Source organism: Vibrio sp. 947, assembly GCF_033339115.1.
In the GTDB taxonomy this organism is placed as follows: domain Bacteria; phylum Pseudomonadota; class Gammaproteobacteria; order Enterobacterales; family Vibrionaceae; genus Vibrio; species Vibrio alginolyticus.
Genome location: NZ_JAWOTX010000016.1, coordinates 86,896 through 101,676, shown reverse-complemented (window position 1 = coordinate 101,676; position 14,781 = coordinate 86,896). Strand labels below are relative to the sequence as shown.

General features: G+C 37.5%; 18 protein-coding genes. 9 read left to right on the top strand and 9 right to left on the bottom strand.

Annotation, left to right across the window (positions count from 1 at the left end; all coding sequences use genetic code 11):
* Positions 1 to 33: 33 nt before the first annotated feature.
* Positions 34 to 414, bottom strand: a complete 381-nt coding sequence (locus tag R7Q39_RS19170; RefSeq protein ID WP_318076618.1) for a hypothetical protein — start codon at positions 412 to 414, stop codon at positions 34 to 36.
* A gap of 450 nt (positions 415 to 864) precedes the next feature.
* On the opposite strand from R7Q39_RS19170, the gene R7Q39_RS19165 reads away from it, so the two are divergent.
* The 5 genes from R7Q39_RS19165 to R7Q39_RS19145 all read left to right on the top strand — a co-directional run bounded on the left by R7Q39_RS19165 (position 865) and on the right by R7Q39_RS19145 (position 6,178).
* Positions 865 to 1,635, top strand: coding sequence for a hypothetical protein (locus R7Q39_RS19165; protein ID WP_318076617.1), 771 nt, complete (start codon positions 865 to 867; stop codon positions 1,633 to 1,635).
* Between the two features lie 49 nt (positions 1,636 to 1,684).
* Positions 1,685 to 2,416 (top strand): hypothetical protein, encoded by a 732-nt coding sequence (locus R7Q39_RS19160; protein WP_318076616.1) that lies wholly within the window; start codon positions 1,685 to 1,687, stop codon positions 2,414 to 2,416.
* Between the two features lie 279 nt (positions 2,417 to 2,695).
* Positions 2,696 to 3,823: an RNA-guided endonuclease TnpB family protein gene (locus R7Q39_RS19155; RefSeq protein ID WP_318076615.1), complete on the top strand. Its 1,128-nt coding sequence runs from the start codon at positions 2,696 to 2,698 to the stop codon at positions 3,821 to 3,823.
* Between the two features lie 239 nt (positions 3,824 to 4,062).
* Positions 4,063 to 5,751 (top strand): ankyrin repeat domain-containing protein, encoded by a 1,689-nt coding sequence (locus R7Q39_RS19150; RefSeq protein ID WP_318076614.1) that lies wholly within the window; start codon positions 4,063 to 4,065, stop codon positions 5,749 to 5,751.
* 214 nt (positions 5,752 to 5,965) lie between these two features.
* Positions 5,966 to 6,178, top strand: a complete 213-nt coding sequence (locus R7Q39_RS19145) for a hypothetical protein (RefSeq protein ID WP_045592188.1) — start codon at positions 5,966 to 5,968, stop codon at positions 6,176 to 6,178.
* 41 nt (positions 6,179 to 6,219) lie between these two features.
* On the opposite strand, the gene R7Q39_RS19140 is transcribed toward R7Q39_RS19145, so the two are convergent.
* Positions 6,220 to 6,579: a hypothetical protein gene (locus tag R7Q39_RS19140; RefSeq protein ID WP_118894546.1), complete on the bottom strand. Its 360-nt coding sequence runs from the start codon at positions 6,577 to 6,579 to the stop codon at positions 6,220 to 6,222.
* Between the two features lie 891 nt (positions 6,580 to 7,470).
* On the opposite strand from R7Q39_RS19140, the gene R7Q39_RS19135 reads away from it, so the two are divergent.
* The gene (locus R7Q39_RS19135; protein WP_318076613.1) at positions 7,471 to 8,199 is read left to right on the top strand and encodes a hypothetical protein; all 729 of its coding nucleotides are present in this window, start codon (positions 7,471 to 7,473) and stop codon (positions 8,197 to 8,199) included.
* Positions 8,200 to 8,350: 151 nt separating this feature from the next.
* On the opposite strand, the gene R7Q39_RS19130 is transcribed toward R7Q39_RS19135, so the two are convergent.
* The gene (locus R7Q39_RS19130) at positions 8,351 to 9,478 is read right to left on the bottom strand and encodes an ATP-grasp domain-containing protein (RefSeq protein ID WP_318076612.1); all 1,128 of its coding nucleotides are present in this window, start codon (positions 9,476 to 9,478) and stop codon (positions 8,351 to 8,353) included.
* 186 nt (positions 9,479 to 9,664) lie between these two features.
* Here R7Q39_RS19130 and R7Q39_RS19125 point away from each other — a divergent pair, with 186 nt between their 5' ends.
* From R7Q39_RS19125 to R7Q39_RS19115, 3 genes are read left to right on the top strand one after another with little or no spacing between them, the layout of a single operon-like run.
* Complete coding sequence (locus tag R7Q39_RS19125) at positions 9,665 to 10,087, top strand: hypothetical protein (protein ID WP_045592195.1); 423 nt, start codon at positions 9,665 to 9,667, stop codon at positions 10,085 to 10,087.
* Between the two features lie 25 nt (positions 10,088 to 10,112).
* Positions 10,113 to 10,328 (top strand): hypothetical protein, encoded by a 216-nt coding sequence (locus R7Q39_RS19120; RefSeq protein WP_045592197.1) that lies wholly within the window; start codon positions 10,113 to 10,115, stop codon positions 10,326 to 10,328.
* A gap of 15 nt (positions 10,329 to 10,343) precedes the next feature.
* A complete protein-coding gene (locus R7Q39_RS19115; RefSeq protein ID WP_085762173.1) occupies positions 10,344 to 10,814 on the top strand; it encodes a hypothetical protein in 471 nt (156 codons plus the stop codon).
* Positions 10,815 to 10,850: 36 nt separating this feature from the next.
* On the opposite strand, the gene R7Q39_RS19110 is transcribed toward R7Q39_RS19115, so the two are convergent.
* From R7Q39_RS19110 to R7Q39_RS19085, 6 genes are all read right to left on the bottom strand, one after another.
* Entirely contained in the window at positions 10,851 to 11,621 is a 771-nt protein-coding gene (locus tag R7Q39_RS19110; RefSeq protein WP_223371010.1) for a hypothetical protein, read from the bottom strand.
* 39 nt (positions 11,622 to 11,660) lie between these two features.
* Entirely contained in the window at positions 11,661 to 12,020 is a 360-nt protein-coding gene (locus R7Q39_RS19105) for a hypothetical protein (protein ID WP_053317729.1), read from the bottom strand.
* Positions 12,007 to 12,756: a 2OG-Fe(II) oxygenase gene (locus tag R7Q39_RS19100; RefSeq protein ID WP_229623985.1), complete on the bottom strand. Its 750-nt coding sequence runs from the start codon at positions 12,754 to 12,756 to the stop codon at positions 12,007 to 12,009. The genes R7Q39_RS19105 and R7Q39_RS19100 overlap by 14 nt, the downstream gene beginning before the upstream one ends.
* Complete coding sequence (locus R7Q39_RS19095) at positions 12,756 to 13,412, bottom strand: 2OG-Fe(II) oxygenase family protein (protein ID WP_038128613.1); 657 nt, start codon at positions 13,410 to 13,412, stop codon at positions 12,756 to 12,758. Before R7Q39_RS19095 ends, R7Q39_RS19100 begins: the two co-directional genes overlap by 1 nt.
* Before the next feature lie 173 nt (positions 13,413 to 13,585).
* The gene (locus R7Q39_RS19090) at positions 13,586 to 13,864 is read right to left on the bottom strand and encodes a hypothetical protein (RefSeq protein ID WP_045592212.1); all 279 of its coding nucleotides are present in this window, start codon (positions 13,862 to 13,864) and stop codon (positions 13,586 to 13,588) included.
* Between the two features lie 60 nt (positions 13,865 to 13,924).
* Positions 13,925 to 14,704 (bottom strand): hypothetical protein, encoded by a 780-nt coding sequence (locus tag R7Q39_RS19085; protein WP_318076611.1) that lies wholly within the window; start codon positions 14,702 to 14,704, stop codon positions 13,925 to 13,927.
* Positions 14,705 to 14,781: the final 77 nt, after the last annotated feature.

The window sequence follows — 14,781 nt, the reverse complement described above, 5'->3', positions numbered from 1 at the left end:
ATTATGCGTACTGGGTATTCAATTTTCTGATAGTTATAGCGAAATTTTCGCAAAAATCTCATCCAAATTCTTAGTTTCAAAAAAATCAGGCTCTTGATCTTCGATTTCAGTAACAAGTCTGTACTTATCTTCAATCAAAACGATTTCCAAGTTATCAATTCCATCATGATCGCCTGATTCAATGTATCGATGCATCATTTCAAGGATTTCATCTGCTTTGTACGCAATTTCCATTCGAACCGAAATGCTACCACTAATGACATTACCAATTTCTACCGATGCAGGAACACCATCAGAATGCACGAAGATTGGAAACACTGGGTGCTTAACAAAAGACGGAGACCCCATCTCCACATCGTTTTCGATACGAAAGTAATCAGGGATTTGCTTTAGCTCATTGAATGGTTTGTACATGGTGAAGTCCTTTAATTATTTATTTGTCTCTATTATACATATATAAAAACATCAGTCAATTACTGAGGTTTAATTTATTTATTAAATAGAGACCTTCAAAACGCGTAGCGTTTAGTGGGAGTTGTTCATGCTTCCTTTAAAATTATTCAGTTCTGTTATGTCCAGTTTCAACACAATATCTATTATACAAACAAATCAAAAAAATAAATTAAAACATGACTCTATATTTGTTGACTCTGAGCCTTACATATGTATAATTAAGCTATAACAGAGGGGAAGGCTAAGCAAGCTCTTAGTCAGTCGCTTTGGGGGGTAGACCCTTGGCATCACTCATCCTTAACGGGAGCTGGAAACCATAAACTTAATGGAAAACTCAAAATCCTCCTTTTATTTATCAAGGGTTTTGTAACGAGTGAGAACCCAAAGATAATGTATATTGGAGATTTACAAATGCCATCAACAAAAATCATCATTCCAGGCTCTAAAGCCCTAGAAAACGTATCTGCATCATTTATCGCTAATAAAGTTGTTGCTGAAGTAAAAAACAAATACGGCTCAGATTTTCCATGCACCCTGAAAGAGCTTGATGATTTCTTTGCGCCCAAAAAGTCTAAGTTAGAGCGTTATACCAGCTTATCTTTTTCAAAAAAGAAAGATAAGTTCCGTGACTTAATGTGCGATCTGTTCTTTGATATCGATGGCTATCAAGCTTTCGAGGGTATCTGGCATAAAGCATTCAATGAAGCCTTATCTGAGGTAGAGAAAGCGATTAACACCCTTCCTGAAACTATGTATTTTTCTCGCTGCGATTCGGCAGAAACCTTATTTCTTCTTGAAGATATGGATCTAGATCTCTCTATCGGCAAATACTGCTTTGAATCTTCAAACCAATTACGAGTCGATTCACAAAACCATGAATACAATGATGGTTGGCGCGAACTGAGCTGCCTAGAAAACAATTTGGTCTGCTCTGCATTTGTTGCTACCAATATCGCTATTGATACTGGCACATCTAGCTATGGTGGCTCTAGTGGCTTTGGTGATATGCACAGCGATATTGAATACATCGAAAACACATATGGATTGAACTTTGCTGGTAATCATTCAAACTACCACTCAGTAACATCAGACGATCAGTCTATTGTTATTATTGAAGCAAAACGCCCATCTTCGATTGAAGAAGTTAAAGCTGAGTTTGCTAAAAGAATTTCATTAATTTAAACATTTAGGGGAGGGTGCAGACTCTTCCTTAATATAATTGGAGTCAACTATGTACCATTCCCTTTTATCGAAATTCTATGATGCAGGCTTAAAGTTTGAATTTAACGCTAAGGACAGCCAGATATTTTCAATTAGTGTTGAGCCTGACATTACCGTTCAACTAGTGCTTCTATCTACTGGCGACATTAAGTTTAACTGCGCATCTAAAACACAAACTCTAGATCGAGTTGATGTTGTATATGGCTCTATCCAGATGATGGGTGGATTAAACAAAAATGATGTAATGTTCACATCTCATGTAAATATCGGCTCTCCAGCCCTTACGTTAGATTATTTGTCTGAAAAAGACGAATATCAATATGCAGATATTTATGCGATCCGTACTGCACTTGGCTCTATGATTGCTTTAACGATTAAAGACATTCTAATTGAGCAGAAAAAGGATTTGGAATACCTTCGTGCTATGTATATCGCTCACCTTGATGAAGAGCGGAAGGAAGAAGAAGAAAATAAACGGATTGAAGATGAGAAAAAACTACAGGATTTTCAATCCAAGCACACAATGATTGGTTCAACGGCTGCTGATTTACTGGCTAATGAAACTCAGATCTGGAAACAGTCACAAAATGACACGCACACCTTTCATGTGATTCGTTGTTCAGACTTCTCACCAGTGCAAGTTGCGATCACCCTAAAGAAAGGCTCAGCATTGCTTAATGGTGTCCGAACATCTAAGGCAAATATTATTGAGCAGCTTAAAGAGATGTACATTTTAAAATAATTTAAGCATTTACCTTGATTGTGATTTATGTATAATTCAAAACACATAAACAATTAAGGTCAACACCATGAAACAAAAGAATAAAATCAAGCTATCATTCGTTCAGAGTGCTATCATCCTAAATGTATCTATCAATTCGTTCTCATTTTTAGCAACTCCGCCGTAAACCCTCGCCCGATAAGGTCGGGGATATAATGCGGTTATCTCGACAGAGATAAACATTGACAATTCTAGTTGTTTATAAGATATTCTTCAATAAATTCATAGTGTTTTATTGAAATGTTACGAGCAACGAAGATGCGTATTTATCCAACGATAGAACAAGCTGAGTTTCTTGAAGCTCAGTTTGGCGCGGTTCGGTTTGCGTATAATAAAGCTCTGCACATAAAAGCTCACTTTTACAAAAAGAAAAGCATTTCATTAAACCTTAAAAAAGAGATAAAGCCACTGTTATCTCTTGGAAAGAAATCAAGAAAGTACTCCTGGTTAAGTCGGTTCGACTCTATTTCATTGCAGCAATCGATCATCAATCTTGATAAAGCTTTCTCGAACTTTTTCAATCCAAAGCTAAAAGCTAAATTTCCTAAGTTTAAGCGTAAACATGGTTATCAGAGCAGTTACCATTGCACTAGTCTAAAAATCCTTGAAAACGCAATCAAGATCCCGAAATGCAAACCTATCAAAGCTAAGATCCACCGAGAGATAAGTGGGACGCTAAAAAGCATTACCATCTCTAAATCCAGCACAGGTAAATTTTATGCTTCAGTACTGGTTGATTGTGGTAATGAGGCACCTGCCAAACCAAGGTATATCACAAAACTATCAGGTTACGATTTGGGACTGACGGATTACCTCATTAGCGATAAAGGTGATAAGGTTGCGAATCCTCGGTTTTTAATTAATGCATATAAAAACTTAAGGCGGAAACAAAAAGCCCTGAGTCGATGTAAAAAAGGCTCTAAAAATAGAGTGAAAGCAAAGCTATTGCTTGCCAAAGCTCATGAGCGTGTGGCTAACGCTCGGAATGATTTTCAGCACCAGCTTTCGAAACGAATTATTGACGAAAACCAAGCGATAATTGTTGAAACGCTAAAATCATCCAACATGCTAAAAAACAAACGACTTGCGAAACATATTGCTGATGCGGCTTGGGGAGCATTTGTCTCTAAGCTGGCATATAAAGCTGAAAGGTACGGTAAGTGGCTGATTAAGTGCGATCAGTGGCTACCTTCTTCGAAGACCTGCTCTTGTTGCGGCTACAAGATGGATAAAATGCCACTCCATATCAGAGTATGGACTTGCCCGAGTTGCAATGAAGTACACTGTCGAGATACCAACTCTGGCAAAAACCTGCGTAATGCAGGGATAATTGAATTAAAAGCGGCTGGATTGACCGTTTCTGCTTGATGATGCCTGCGTGAATCCTAATCAAGAATTAGGTTGCGGCAAACGATTCAAGAAGCCTCGCCCGATAGGGCGGGGAGAATCACTCGCAAACATGTAGGATTTTATTGGTTGCAAATAACTCAGAACTAGGCGAATATTCTTTTTGTCTTGATTGCTAACCAAAAGCCCTCTAATATTGTTAGAACACCTTGATTTATATTGCCTTATGCGTATAAATCATATGCGCTAGAGGGAACGACATGCTTATACAGAAACACAGCTCTGTAACCACTCTCATCAATGAGCTTCAATCTTCAACCCCTATCTTTAGTAATGAGCTTTCTGGAGGAAAGGAAGTCTCTGAAAAGTTGCTATCTTCATCTTTCTTACTTGCTAAGCAAATATCCGAATTCTGCTCCGATTTAATTAATAAAAGCGACACGATAAATGTCTTTATTGCTGGTGCTGATTACTCCGAATCCATCAATTACGGCAGATCTTACAAGCTTCTTAACACTCTGCTAGGAACTGATATCAAATGGAATATTTACCTAATAGGCGATGAGGTAAACCTATTTCCAAAGCTTGATATACCACTCAGTAGACAATTTAACGATCCTAAAGTAACCGTATTCAGCGGTGAAATGATGCTTAATGAAGGCATTAAAACTTTCGGCTTGCCAGACATTCTTGCTTTGAATCATCCTGGATTTGAAAAGCACTTCCATACATGGTTTGTCGAAGATGAAAGCATAAAATATTGCTTACAAAAGGGCGTACCTGTTATCGGATGCTCATATGGTGATGACGAAGTAACAACGGATAAGTTTTATGCTGAAACTTGGGGTATGGAAATACCAAATCATACCGCTAACCCATTTCAATTCATCCCTGATACATCGAAAAAACCCATATTTGAGGTCTCCCAGGAGGTTATTGATCTAGTTGAGCAAGGATACTGCAACTGGGCTGGCACGATTTGGGAGATGAAACCAGGCACTTTCAAAGTAAACAAAGAGAGAGTCGATATCATCAAAGACATCGATGTCGCGTTAGAGTCGATTGGTAAGTATCTGTATTACAGCGGTCAAATTTCTAATCCGATTGCTGCTTTTGAAAAATTAATGCGAACTGAAAATGGTGATCGCATTATTCGCATCTATTCTCAATACTCACTCAATATTGACAAGCTCTACATTTTTGATGAAGAGTCGAAGAACATCATGGAAGATGATATCGAGATTGATACTTCGGATTTCGACCTGTCTTGCCTTGAGAACTCGTTTAACCAGACAATGCTAGTTTGCTCTGTATTTAGAGACTACATAAAGCCTGAGATTGAAACCGAGGATGATGACGATGAGTTCGATGACGAAGACTTACCAGATGGATACGATGTCAATGAACTGATCTCTATGCTCGCTGGTGGAATAGGAGAAAATGCAGATTTTGAAAGTATGCTACCTCAATTACACTCCTTATTTGGATTCTCTGAGAAAAGAGAAATAAACGAGTCTGAAGAAAAAATCATTACGCTCATTAATGATGAGCGATTTAACGAGCTTTCTGCTTTGCCTCTCTCTGAACTCGCTGCCTTCAGAGATCAAAATCACAGCAATCTATTTCATGTTGCGTGTACGCTAGACAATCTTGAACTACTGAAGATTGCTATTGATAGTCGCATAAGCCCTCTGGAGCGCGATGGAGACTGTTTTAGCGGAATGGATATCTGTGCGGAGCGCGGCTCAAATAAGGTCTTAGAATACATCCTGGACAACCATATAGCCGATTCACTCATCAATGCTCAATGTAATAGGGGATTTACCCCTGCTCACAGAGCCATAACGTACAACCAAACAGACTCTCTTAATATTCTTAAGTCGCATGGCGCAGATATGACCATTCGGAATGCCGTTGGCATATCCCCTAATGACTACATAGGAGAATAATCGAGACTGGCAGGCATTAGCCTGCCTTTTTGTAGCTTATACCCCAGAATTTCAGTCTTGTAGATTTAATTGGTATTGTTTTATCACCCTTCCTTTTTTACTCATTTTTTACTCATTCTATACTCGAAGAACACTCATTTTATACTCGCAAATCGATGATTTACAAAGGGTTTTTATCTTGAAATAATAGGTGAAACTTCAAAGAGGATTTAAAATGAATACAATCACGATGACCGATGAACAATCAAAAAAACTGGAAGAGTTGGTATCAATTTCTGCACACAACAACCCATTAGATTTAATCAATGAGGCGTTAACACTATATGAGTTTAAAGTTGCAGAAGAAAAAGAGGGGAGGTTTCTTGCCTCTATCGACAAAGAAAGTAAGCAATATTTTCGTGTGAGCTTATCGGGAGATACAAAATAGAATGATTTAACGGGCAGGGATAGTGCTGCCCGTTATCGAAATCATTGATTATGCTGCTCAAACAAAGGCTTAAACCAAGCTTCAGGTGCATTTTCATTAATCCACTTTAACGCGATACGCTTTACGTGTGATTGAGTTAAAGTAATAATGACTTTAGGGTATGAATCAGCTTCTTTACCCCAGTTCTCATTCATTGAATCGATATCACGTTCAGCAACTTTCATAACCTCATCAGCTTGCTCTTCAAACATGCCATTATTCACTAGCATGTCTTTCATTACTTGGCGTACCGTTTTTCCGTTATAAGCCCCACGTTGAATGATTCTTGCTTTTTGTTCTGGAGTTAGATGTTTGCCAACTGAAATATCACTAGCAAGAGATACAGGAATTTCTTTATTCATTTTGATGCCCTAATTTAATTTTCTTTTATTATACAAAAGCAGAGCGTAAAGTAAATAAATTAATTTATTCAAATCCATAAAAACAAAAAACCGCCCGAGGGCGGTTGATTGCCTACACCGATTTCTCGATACAGTGGAAAGACAGACGCTTCGCTTTCGTTCTCTAGTGATCTTGGCGTTCACGCGTTTGTTAGACGCTTCACTAGCTTTGCTACACTCACGTTACGGGCTGAGTGCGATACCTCCAACAACCATTAACTTTTTGGCTCCGATAGAATCGTTAGGCCATAACCTTCTAACTTCACCTGACTAACCTAGATACCCGAGCATCTCCTTTAGCCCCCGTTAGGGCATGTATGACTTTTCAGCCTCTACATGAAAGCACTTCGTTAATAACTGTTTGCGTTTTCATCGGGACAAATGATAATACATCATTCAATTTTTTAGTTATCTGCTTGCCATAAACGCTTAAAGGCTGACCAAAAACAGACAATGAGTTGGCGCTCACCTCATTTTTTTAGCCTTGAATCCAGCGACCCTCTATAAGATGAGCTTAACCACCCACCGTTAAGGATTCAAATTCATCCTGCACACCTTTGAGTCGCCAAACCCACTAAGTGTGCGTCATCTCTCTAGTACCAACCACCTGAGAAGGCAAAATGTACATTGATGACCCCTCTATATTAGCACCGCCGCAGTAAGCAAGCACTTTCAGTTCGGGAGGTTTCCGAACATTCCTCTGGGGAACGATTTAAATCTTATTGAGTTAGAGATTTAAAGTCAATATATTTTTTATACTTATTTCAAATTAATTTTTTTGGTTCATGTTAGATTTACAATTCTTGACCAAAATGTATACTACTAAAAACACATAAGTACTGGAAATAGATAGTGAATCTTAAAAAAATCCACTCATTGAGTAAATTAGGAAGGGAGTGCGTTCAATTCCTGGAAGGTCATGATCACAAAGATACAGCGCATTGCTTCTTCGATATACTTGAACAAACATCGAATCTTATCACCAGTTATGGTTTCCGATTAGAAGACAATGACTGTATTAAGTCCATCTTCTGCGACTCGACAGGTTTTTTTAATCAGCTTAATAAATCGCATAAACATCACTGTGATTTTCTATATTCAGTATTTGAGCTAAATCAATCACCAATTAAGAAGCTTGTACGCTTGTATGACGCAATTGCAAAGCAAGAACATGACTACTTTTCACATGACACTAAGATGAGCGTTCTATTGCAGGTATCAGAAATCATAAAATTCGAAACCGATGAGGTTGCGTTTTATAGAGGTTCTGAATCAATGTTTAGCAAAGCCTTTATGGAAAGCATAAACAATGAGCACACTATCTCGGATATCACGCATATTATTAATACCGAAGTGAATAGCCGCAATCTCCGAACCCGACTCATCGATCACCATGCTGCAAATTTTCTATTTTCATTGATTAAAAATGATAGTTTTCCCTTTTACAGTAAAAGAGAAGACAAGATTGAACTAGGAAATTTCGGAAAATTTTTGGAGTCAAACAATCTATCTGACTCAAAAGAACTTGATAAGCTTATTGTGACAGTATTAAAAGCCTCCAAATTCAAATGCCTTTGGTAGTCGAAAAGTGCAAACTTGATAAGTAATATATATAACTAGTGAGCTTTGCACTTGAGAAATGTGTAAAGTTTTACTCATTAGATTAGAATTCAGCATTTTATGAGTAAAGTTTTACTCATTGATAAAAGCCTCCAATGTCGGAGGCTTCGTATCAGAACTCATCCAAAAGTAACTTAGGCTTAATTTTTGGTACAAGTAATCCTTCATTAGATGTTTTCAGTTTATCACCACCAGAAAGAGTCATAATCGCAAGAAAAAGCTTTTCTGGATCATTCATTAGATATCTACCGCTATTTTCATAGGGATTAATTTCGATAAGCTCTACACCGCTTGTTGTTTCCGCAAAGTCTGCCACACAAATCAAAGGGAGTCTTTCTTTAAACTTGCTTGCGAAATCCTGGGCGTAATCCAGTACATGTTTAGGACTAACATAGTAGTCATAATCAAAGTAACGACTTAATGATGTTACCTTTCCATCAACGATGAAAGCACGATGCTCTTTATTCGGAGAGGAACGAAGATCATCTAAGATGTTAATGACATCGCTTTTGATGAGTTTTCCATCCAAAGATTTGTAACTTGCTGGAATAATTTGGCTTTCTCCGATCCACGGATTGAAGTAACTTGATTGTTCAGTAAATAAGGTAAGCACAGAATCTTCAGATAAGGATAGGTATCGGTATAAGGTTGTTCCTTCAACATCAAGATCTGGTCTTTCTGATGTAGGCATTAAAATACTGATATTATTTTCATCAAACACCTTCGCTAAAGTGTTGCCGTGAGAGCCTTTATCAAGAGTTTTTAGAAAGAATGGAAATGACAGTTCTTTTGATTTCAAAGAATCAAGGAATTCGGCTTGTGACAAGATTTCAACGTTACGACCAATCTCATCTTTAGTGAATAGATCAGCCCAGTATTTGACGCTTTCTGAAGTAGCTTTATCAATAAAGTAATCAAATCCAAGATTGTCAGGGTAGGAGTTCGACTGTTTTCTTACAACAAGGGCAAATTTATCTTTATCCAAAGAATTAATGTCAAAGTTAACTTCCGCAATAGAGAACTTTCCCTCTTGACGATCTTGTTTTGTTTGCGGTTTGACATAAGCCAGGTATGGGATTCCAAGTTCTCTACAGGTCAGAACCTCTTTACCTCTTTCTCTCAAGAGACAATGAGTCATATCCTCTTCAATCTCATTAAATCTACAACCTGCGATTTCAAGAGCATTTTCGAAAAACGCAAGACTTTCGAACTCAATAGCTATAATTAAACTCTTTTTCATTTTTTAGCCCTTATAAATTTAATTGTTTAAATAATGCATTTCTCAGCACAAAAGTCAACTGCAAGCGACCACTACAAATCAAAACCTACGAATAAATCATTAAATATGCTTTTCTTTGCCGCTCATATATGTATAATAAGTGCGCTAGGGATTAACCCCTCTTAATCAATGATAAATATTGGAAAAATGAATACTAATATCCGACCTGAAAATACAGGTGTGTATGAGTTAAACTGCAAGATCGCTAAAGCTTTAAATCTTCCTCATAAGCAAGAGCTTGATAAGAAAGAACGTGCTTCTGGTGACTGGGATCAGAGAAGCGTACATATTCGAGTTCACTACAAAGATAGATTAAAGCCATATGACTTCACTCGAAACATTCCATTGCTTATCGCATACGCCGCTTGTTACGGTATCGACCTAATCAATAGTGGTGAAAAGCCAAAGTCGATTGCTACATACAAAAATGGCGATTCTGAAATCGAACTGAAAGAGTTTGTTGGGGAAACGGTGTCTGAAGTATTGATTAAAGCAATCCTGGCTCATTGTGAAATGCTTAAACCAACAGAACCCCAGTTCTTGGTGTATGATTACAAGTCAATGCTCTAACCAATTTTGATAATTTGGAAACAAAATGAACGCATACGAATTAAATGAACTCACCCCTAAATACCTAGTTGAGAGTGGTCATAATCGCTGCCACCCAGAAACCTGCACATGTTGGAATTTCCGCGTATTCGAAAAATCCAGTAATGGAAGCAAAGGTGAAAACGTATTGAATTCCGACTCATCGAAAGAAGTGAAGCAGTTCTTGCTTGAAAACGACCCTCAATACAAGAACAATGACTAAAAATGGCGCAAAGCAATGAAATCATTAATACTGAAAGCAAGTTATAAGAACTCTAATCTAAAAAAGATTTTTTTATCCCACTTGATTTACTTGGTTCTATTTATTGCTGGATACAATCTGTTTTTAGCCCTTTCAGATTCAGAAATTACTAAAGTATTGGAAAAGTCGGCGCTCTTTATTTTTATTTTTTCAATTTCTTCAATTCAAACTGAGGAAAGATTTCGATTTATTCCTAAGCTTCTATTTATGACAATTGTCATGGTTGCAAATGTCTTAATTGGTGTAACCATGTTTGAATACTATGGATCTTTGCCAACTGATGAAATTACCACTAGTGAAATTTCTGGCGATACAACCTTTAAAGCATATGCATTACTTTTTCTTCATTTCTTTATTTGCAAAGCCATTTCCTTCTATTTTGACTGCAATGAGAAAAAGATTGTTGAGGATTCTGTTAAAAGTGAAAAAACTGAAAAAGCCCTTTAAGGGCTTTTTTTTATAAATAAACCCAGAGCTTTTTGATTAAAAGAAAATGCTTCTCTTAGGTTTATGATAAATTTCATCGTATCTAGGGATTGTTTCACCAATCATTAGCTGATGGAGTTGTTCAAGAATTTCCTGCTTCTTAGGCAATAAGAATAACTTATAGTACAGTATTTTGAATGGGTTTGAGGTTGGTTCCATTATATTGATATCGAGAAAAAACCATTTTTTATAGTTTGTTCCAAACTGGAAATTAAACCCATCAGCATCACGCTTATCAATATAGCTTTGTTCAGCTTCCACATCAAAAACCGTTCCTGATTTAGAATCAAAGCTGCCATCATTGGAAATCGAGTGATTTGAAACATTAGCGACATTACTAACAAAGTGATAGGTAAGTGCAGGTATTTCAGATTTCAACACGGCTTCTAGAAACTTTGAACGGGATTCCTCACTACCAAAGCCTATTTGCAAATGAATACGTATAGGATGACCAGCGCAACTTGAAATTGTGTGGTATCCCTTATCCACAAGAGCCTTAACCGTTGGATAAATGGGCGGTTCAATTTGAGTCTCAAACTCTTCAAACTTTGGGGAAATAGACACAGTATAATAAGCATCAGAACCATGTTCTGGCGCTGGCTTGCCAGTATGCACTCTACCATCAGGAAACAACTTGTTATGCTTCTGCATAAATATCTCGTTGAACATTTCCTCGGCAGTCTTTTCCTGCCTTGACTCTGAATATTGTTCCTTGTGATATTGAGACTCAACAACAATGCTATTATTCTCACGATTCAAAATAGACATTTTAAACACCCACATCCATACGTTTATCTTTATTCTAAATTAGAAAAGTTCACTGATATAATCAAAGTCAGACACATTCAAATCACCATCAATTTTCGTGATTTTATCTATGGCGTTTTTTTGATCATATACCCATCCATCAGGGACGCAACCAATGAAATAACTAATTCCATCATTTGGAAAATCGTAACCATCACCATAATCACTCAAATAATCGGACAATGATTTACCATTTTTTATTGATGCAAAAATCATTTCATGAGGTTGGGCTACCACTAATAGTTTATCACCATTTTCCAAAGCACCTTCACTAAGAAGACATACAAAATAATCATTAACTGATTGGATGCTCAAACGTAAATCAAGAAGCCCGTTACTAAAAATACTATTCACCAACATGACCATTTTCCAATATCTCTAAAGCTGAATCTGTATTACCTAAAACCGCTTTTTTATGGTAGCTGTAAAAACCCTTTTCGGCTTTATAATCAACACTCCAATCAGGCTTATCAATCATTCCTGCTTGCGCAATTAACTGGAAACGACGACATCCAGGCTTAATCAATTTTGTTACTTCATGATAAATGGTTGGATTCATATTATTAAAAATCACAATCATACCGTGCTTAGGAACAACTCTATCCAAAAATGTCATCTTGCTTGGGTTTTCAGGATCCTTAACATCAACCTTGAAGAAGTCTAAACAACCCCCAGAATTTTCGTCACCGATATCATCACCAAAATAAGCAATGATATCCAGAACAGAGCGATCACCGACATCGCTATGAGGTTCCATGAAATAACCTTCAGTGCCGCAAAATGCACTAACATGGTATGAATTTCCATTCTCAAACTTGCTAAGTACAGGCTCAGCCCACAAGCAAAATTCATCCATGTAACGCTTAAACCACCTGTTTGGCTCGTCAGGTTTCATCATAGAGGCTACAGAGATGTATCTGGATTCATAGTATTTGTCGATCTCGCCATCTGAATTTAAGACATCAGGGACAACCTCAATCCAAGACTGGTTCTTCAGAACTTTAAGGATTTTGTTAGCCCACTCTTCCTGCAAGTAACCAACAGTAAATCCCTTTGTGAACAAATCATTTATATCAATTCTTTCAGTGGTAAACATTAGCCAATTTCCCCAATAATTCCGCAGACCAAGTATCTTGTTTTCGTAGTTTTTATTTCGGTGCATCTATGCTGATAATTCAGATCTGAGGGATTGAAGAATACTATCTGACCTGAATTATTGGTAGGGAAGCTTCCTATAACCTCTCTATCGATAATGCTTCCACGACTATCGTATTTTACTTTTGAAAACTGCAACACTCCGCCTTCACCTTCTTCAAAGTCTTCTTCATTAATGACCATGCAGAAGCTAATTACAGCCTGGTTAGTACAGTCTTGATGCCAATCTACGTAATACCCTTCAGATAGCTTACAGACAGCCACCTCAATTCCCAGAGGGCATTCTTCAATATCGAACATGGAAAGCACACATCCGAACTCACTGTAAATTTTATCCACCAGCAGTGATACCATTGGTGGTAAGCCGTTTTTGTTAAAGCTGTACTCTGTACCCTTACCGTGTGTGATTGAGTCCATGTGATACTCATCAAATGACAGCTTTTTAAAAAGCTTCAGAAGCTTCTTGTTTAAAGAGGGAATGACTTTATTACTAATAAAACCCTGCTCATAAAGCTTGTTCACATCTATATCTGAGTTTTCAAATATGTCAGCAGAATGCTTATGAACGAAATGGTCTTTGAAAAGATATTTGTCCATTGATAATTGCTCTTATTTTATTGATTTGGCTTTTTATTAACCAGTTTTTTATTAATTAATAACTTTTCAGAAATAATATACTAATGAGCAATTCTATACTAGAGCTGTTTAATGAAGGCATAAAAAAACCGCTCCATATACTGAAGCGGTCTTAAGCGCATACTGCGCAATTATCAATTGGTCTTTTTCCAGTCTTCACAGAACTTGTCGGCGTTCTCTTCGCTAGAACAGTGTTCTACCACTTTATCAAAGTACGGTTTCTCGCGCATAACTTCTCGTTCAGAAGCACCATGACTCTTTCGAGCTTCAAGATACTCATCAAACTCCATCTTTCGGAACTCATTGCCATTTTGCATCAAAATAACCATGATGTTTCGAGCAATGGTTTCGGATTCACTGTTTTTAACAATAGATCCCATTGGGTGTCGTGTGTAATCGCTTGGTTGTGCCATAGTAAACCTCTTTTTGAAGCCAGCGTTATCCCCGCTGGCATTTATTGTTATCGCCTAGAATTAGTTATAAGACACGTAAAGGGACGCGCTATTAGCCTTTAGATGCTGCTTTAAGAGTTCAGCAATGGTTTCGCCCTTCTCATCTTGAAAACCGCCTTCTAATTCGTGTAGAGCGCGGATTTTCTCTGTAGGGAATGACTCATCTAACTCATCATTCAAGTCAGTTGCCAAAAACTCAAACCACTCAAGAAGCTTATCTTTCAAAACCTCTGAATATGCAGCTTTGTTTACCATGATTCGGTAACGTGTGAACGACATTTCAGGATCATATGTGCGATTTTCAGCCGCAGTGTGAATGTAGTCGGTCAGCACATCGCCATACATAGAATCATAGACACGATAGTAATCAGTATCCGACTCAGTGAACGCAAGACGTTCAGAACACCATTCAAACAATTCACCGTCTTCATTTAGCAAATCATAAATACGCTCATCCAGCTCACCTTCAACTGATTTTTCAATTGCAACCAAAAGACGCTCAAAGAAAAAATCGGTGTCAATAAATGCATTCAAGTCGCTCATTAAATGCTCATTAAACAAGATTTCTGGATGATTCTGGCTTGTATCAGTGGACACCTGAACAGGCTCGGATAACGACTTGTTCTTTAGTTCAGCCTTCAAGGTGTTGATGTTATAGCCCTCAGGCTTTCCCAACATCGCTTTTGCTAGACACGAAGCGACAAAGTTCTTTTTAGGTGAAAATTTACCGTGGCTTTCGACGTGAAAGACTTTAGTAAGATTTAGTGCGTATTGTTCAAGATGATCATTAGATTCGAACATGGTTTCTATCCTTTATTATTTATGATTGCGCTGTCGGTTTTTTCACAATCACAAAAGTTCAAAGGTAGAATCATGTG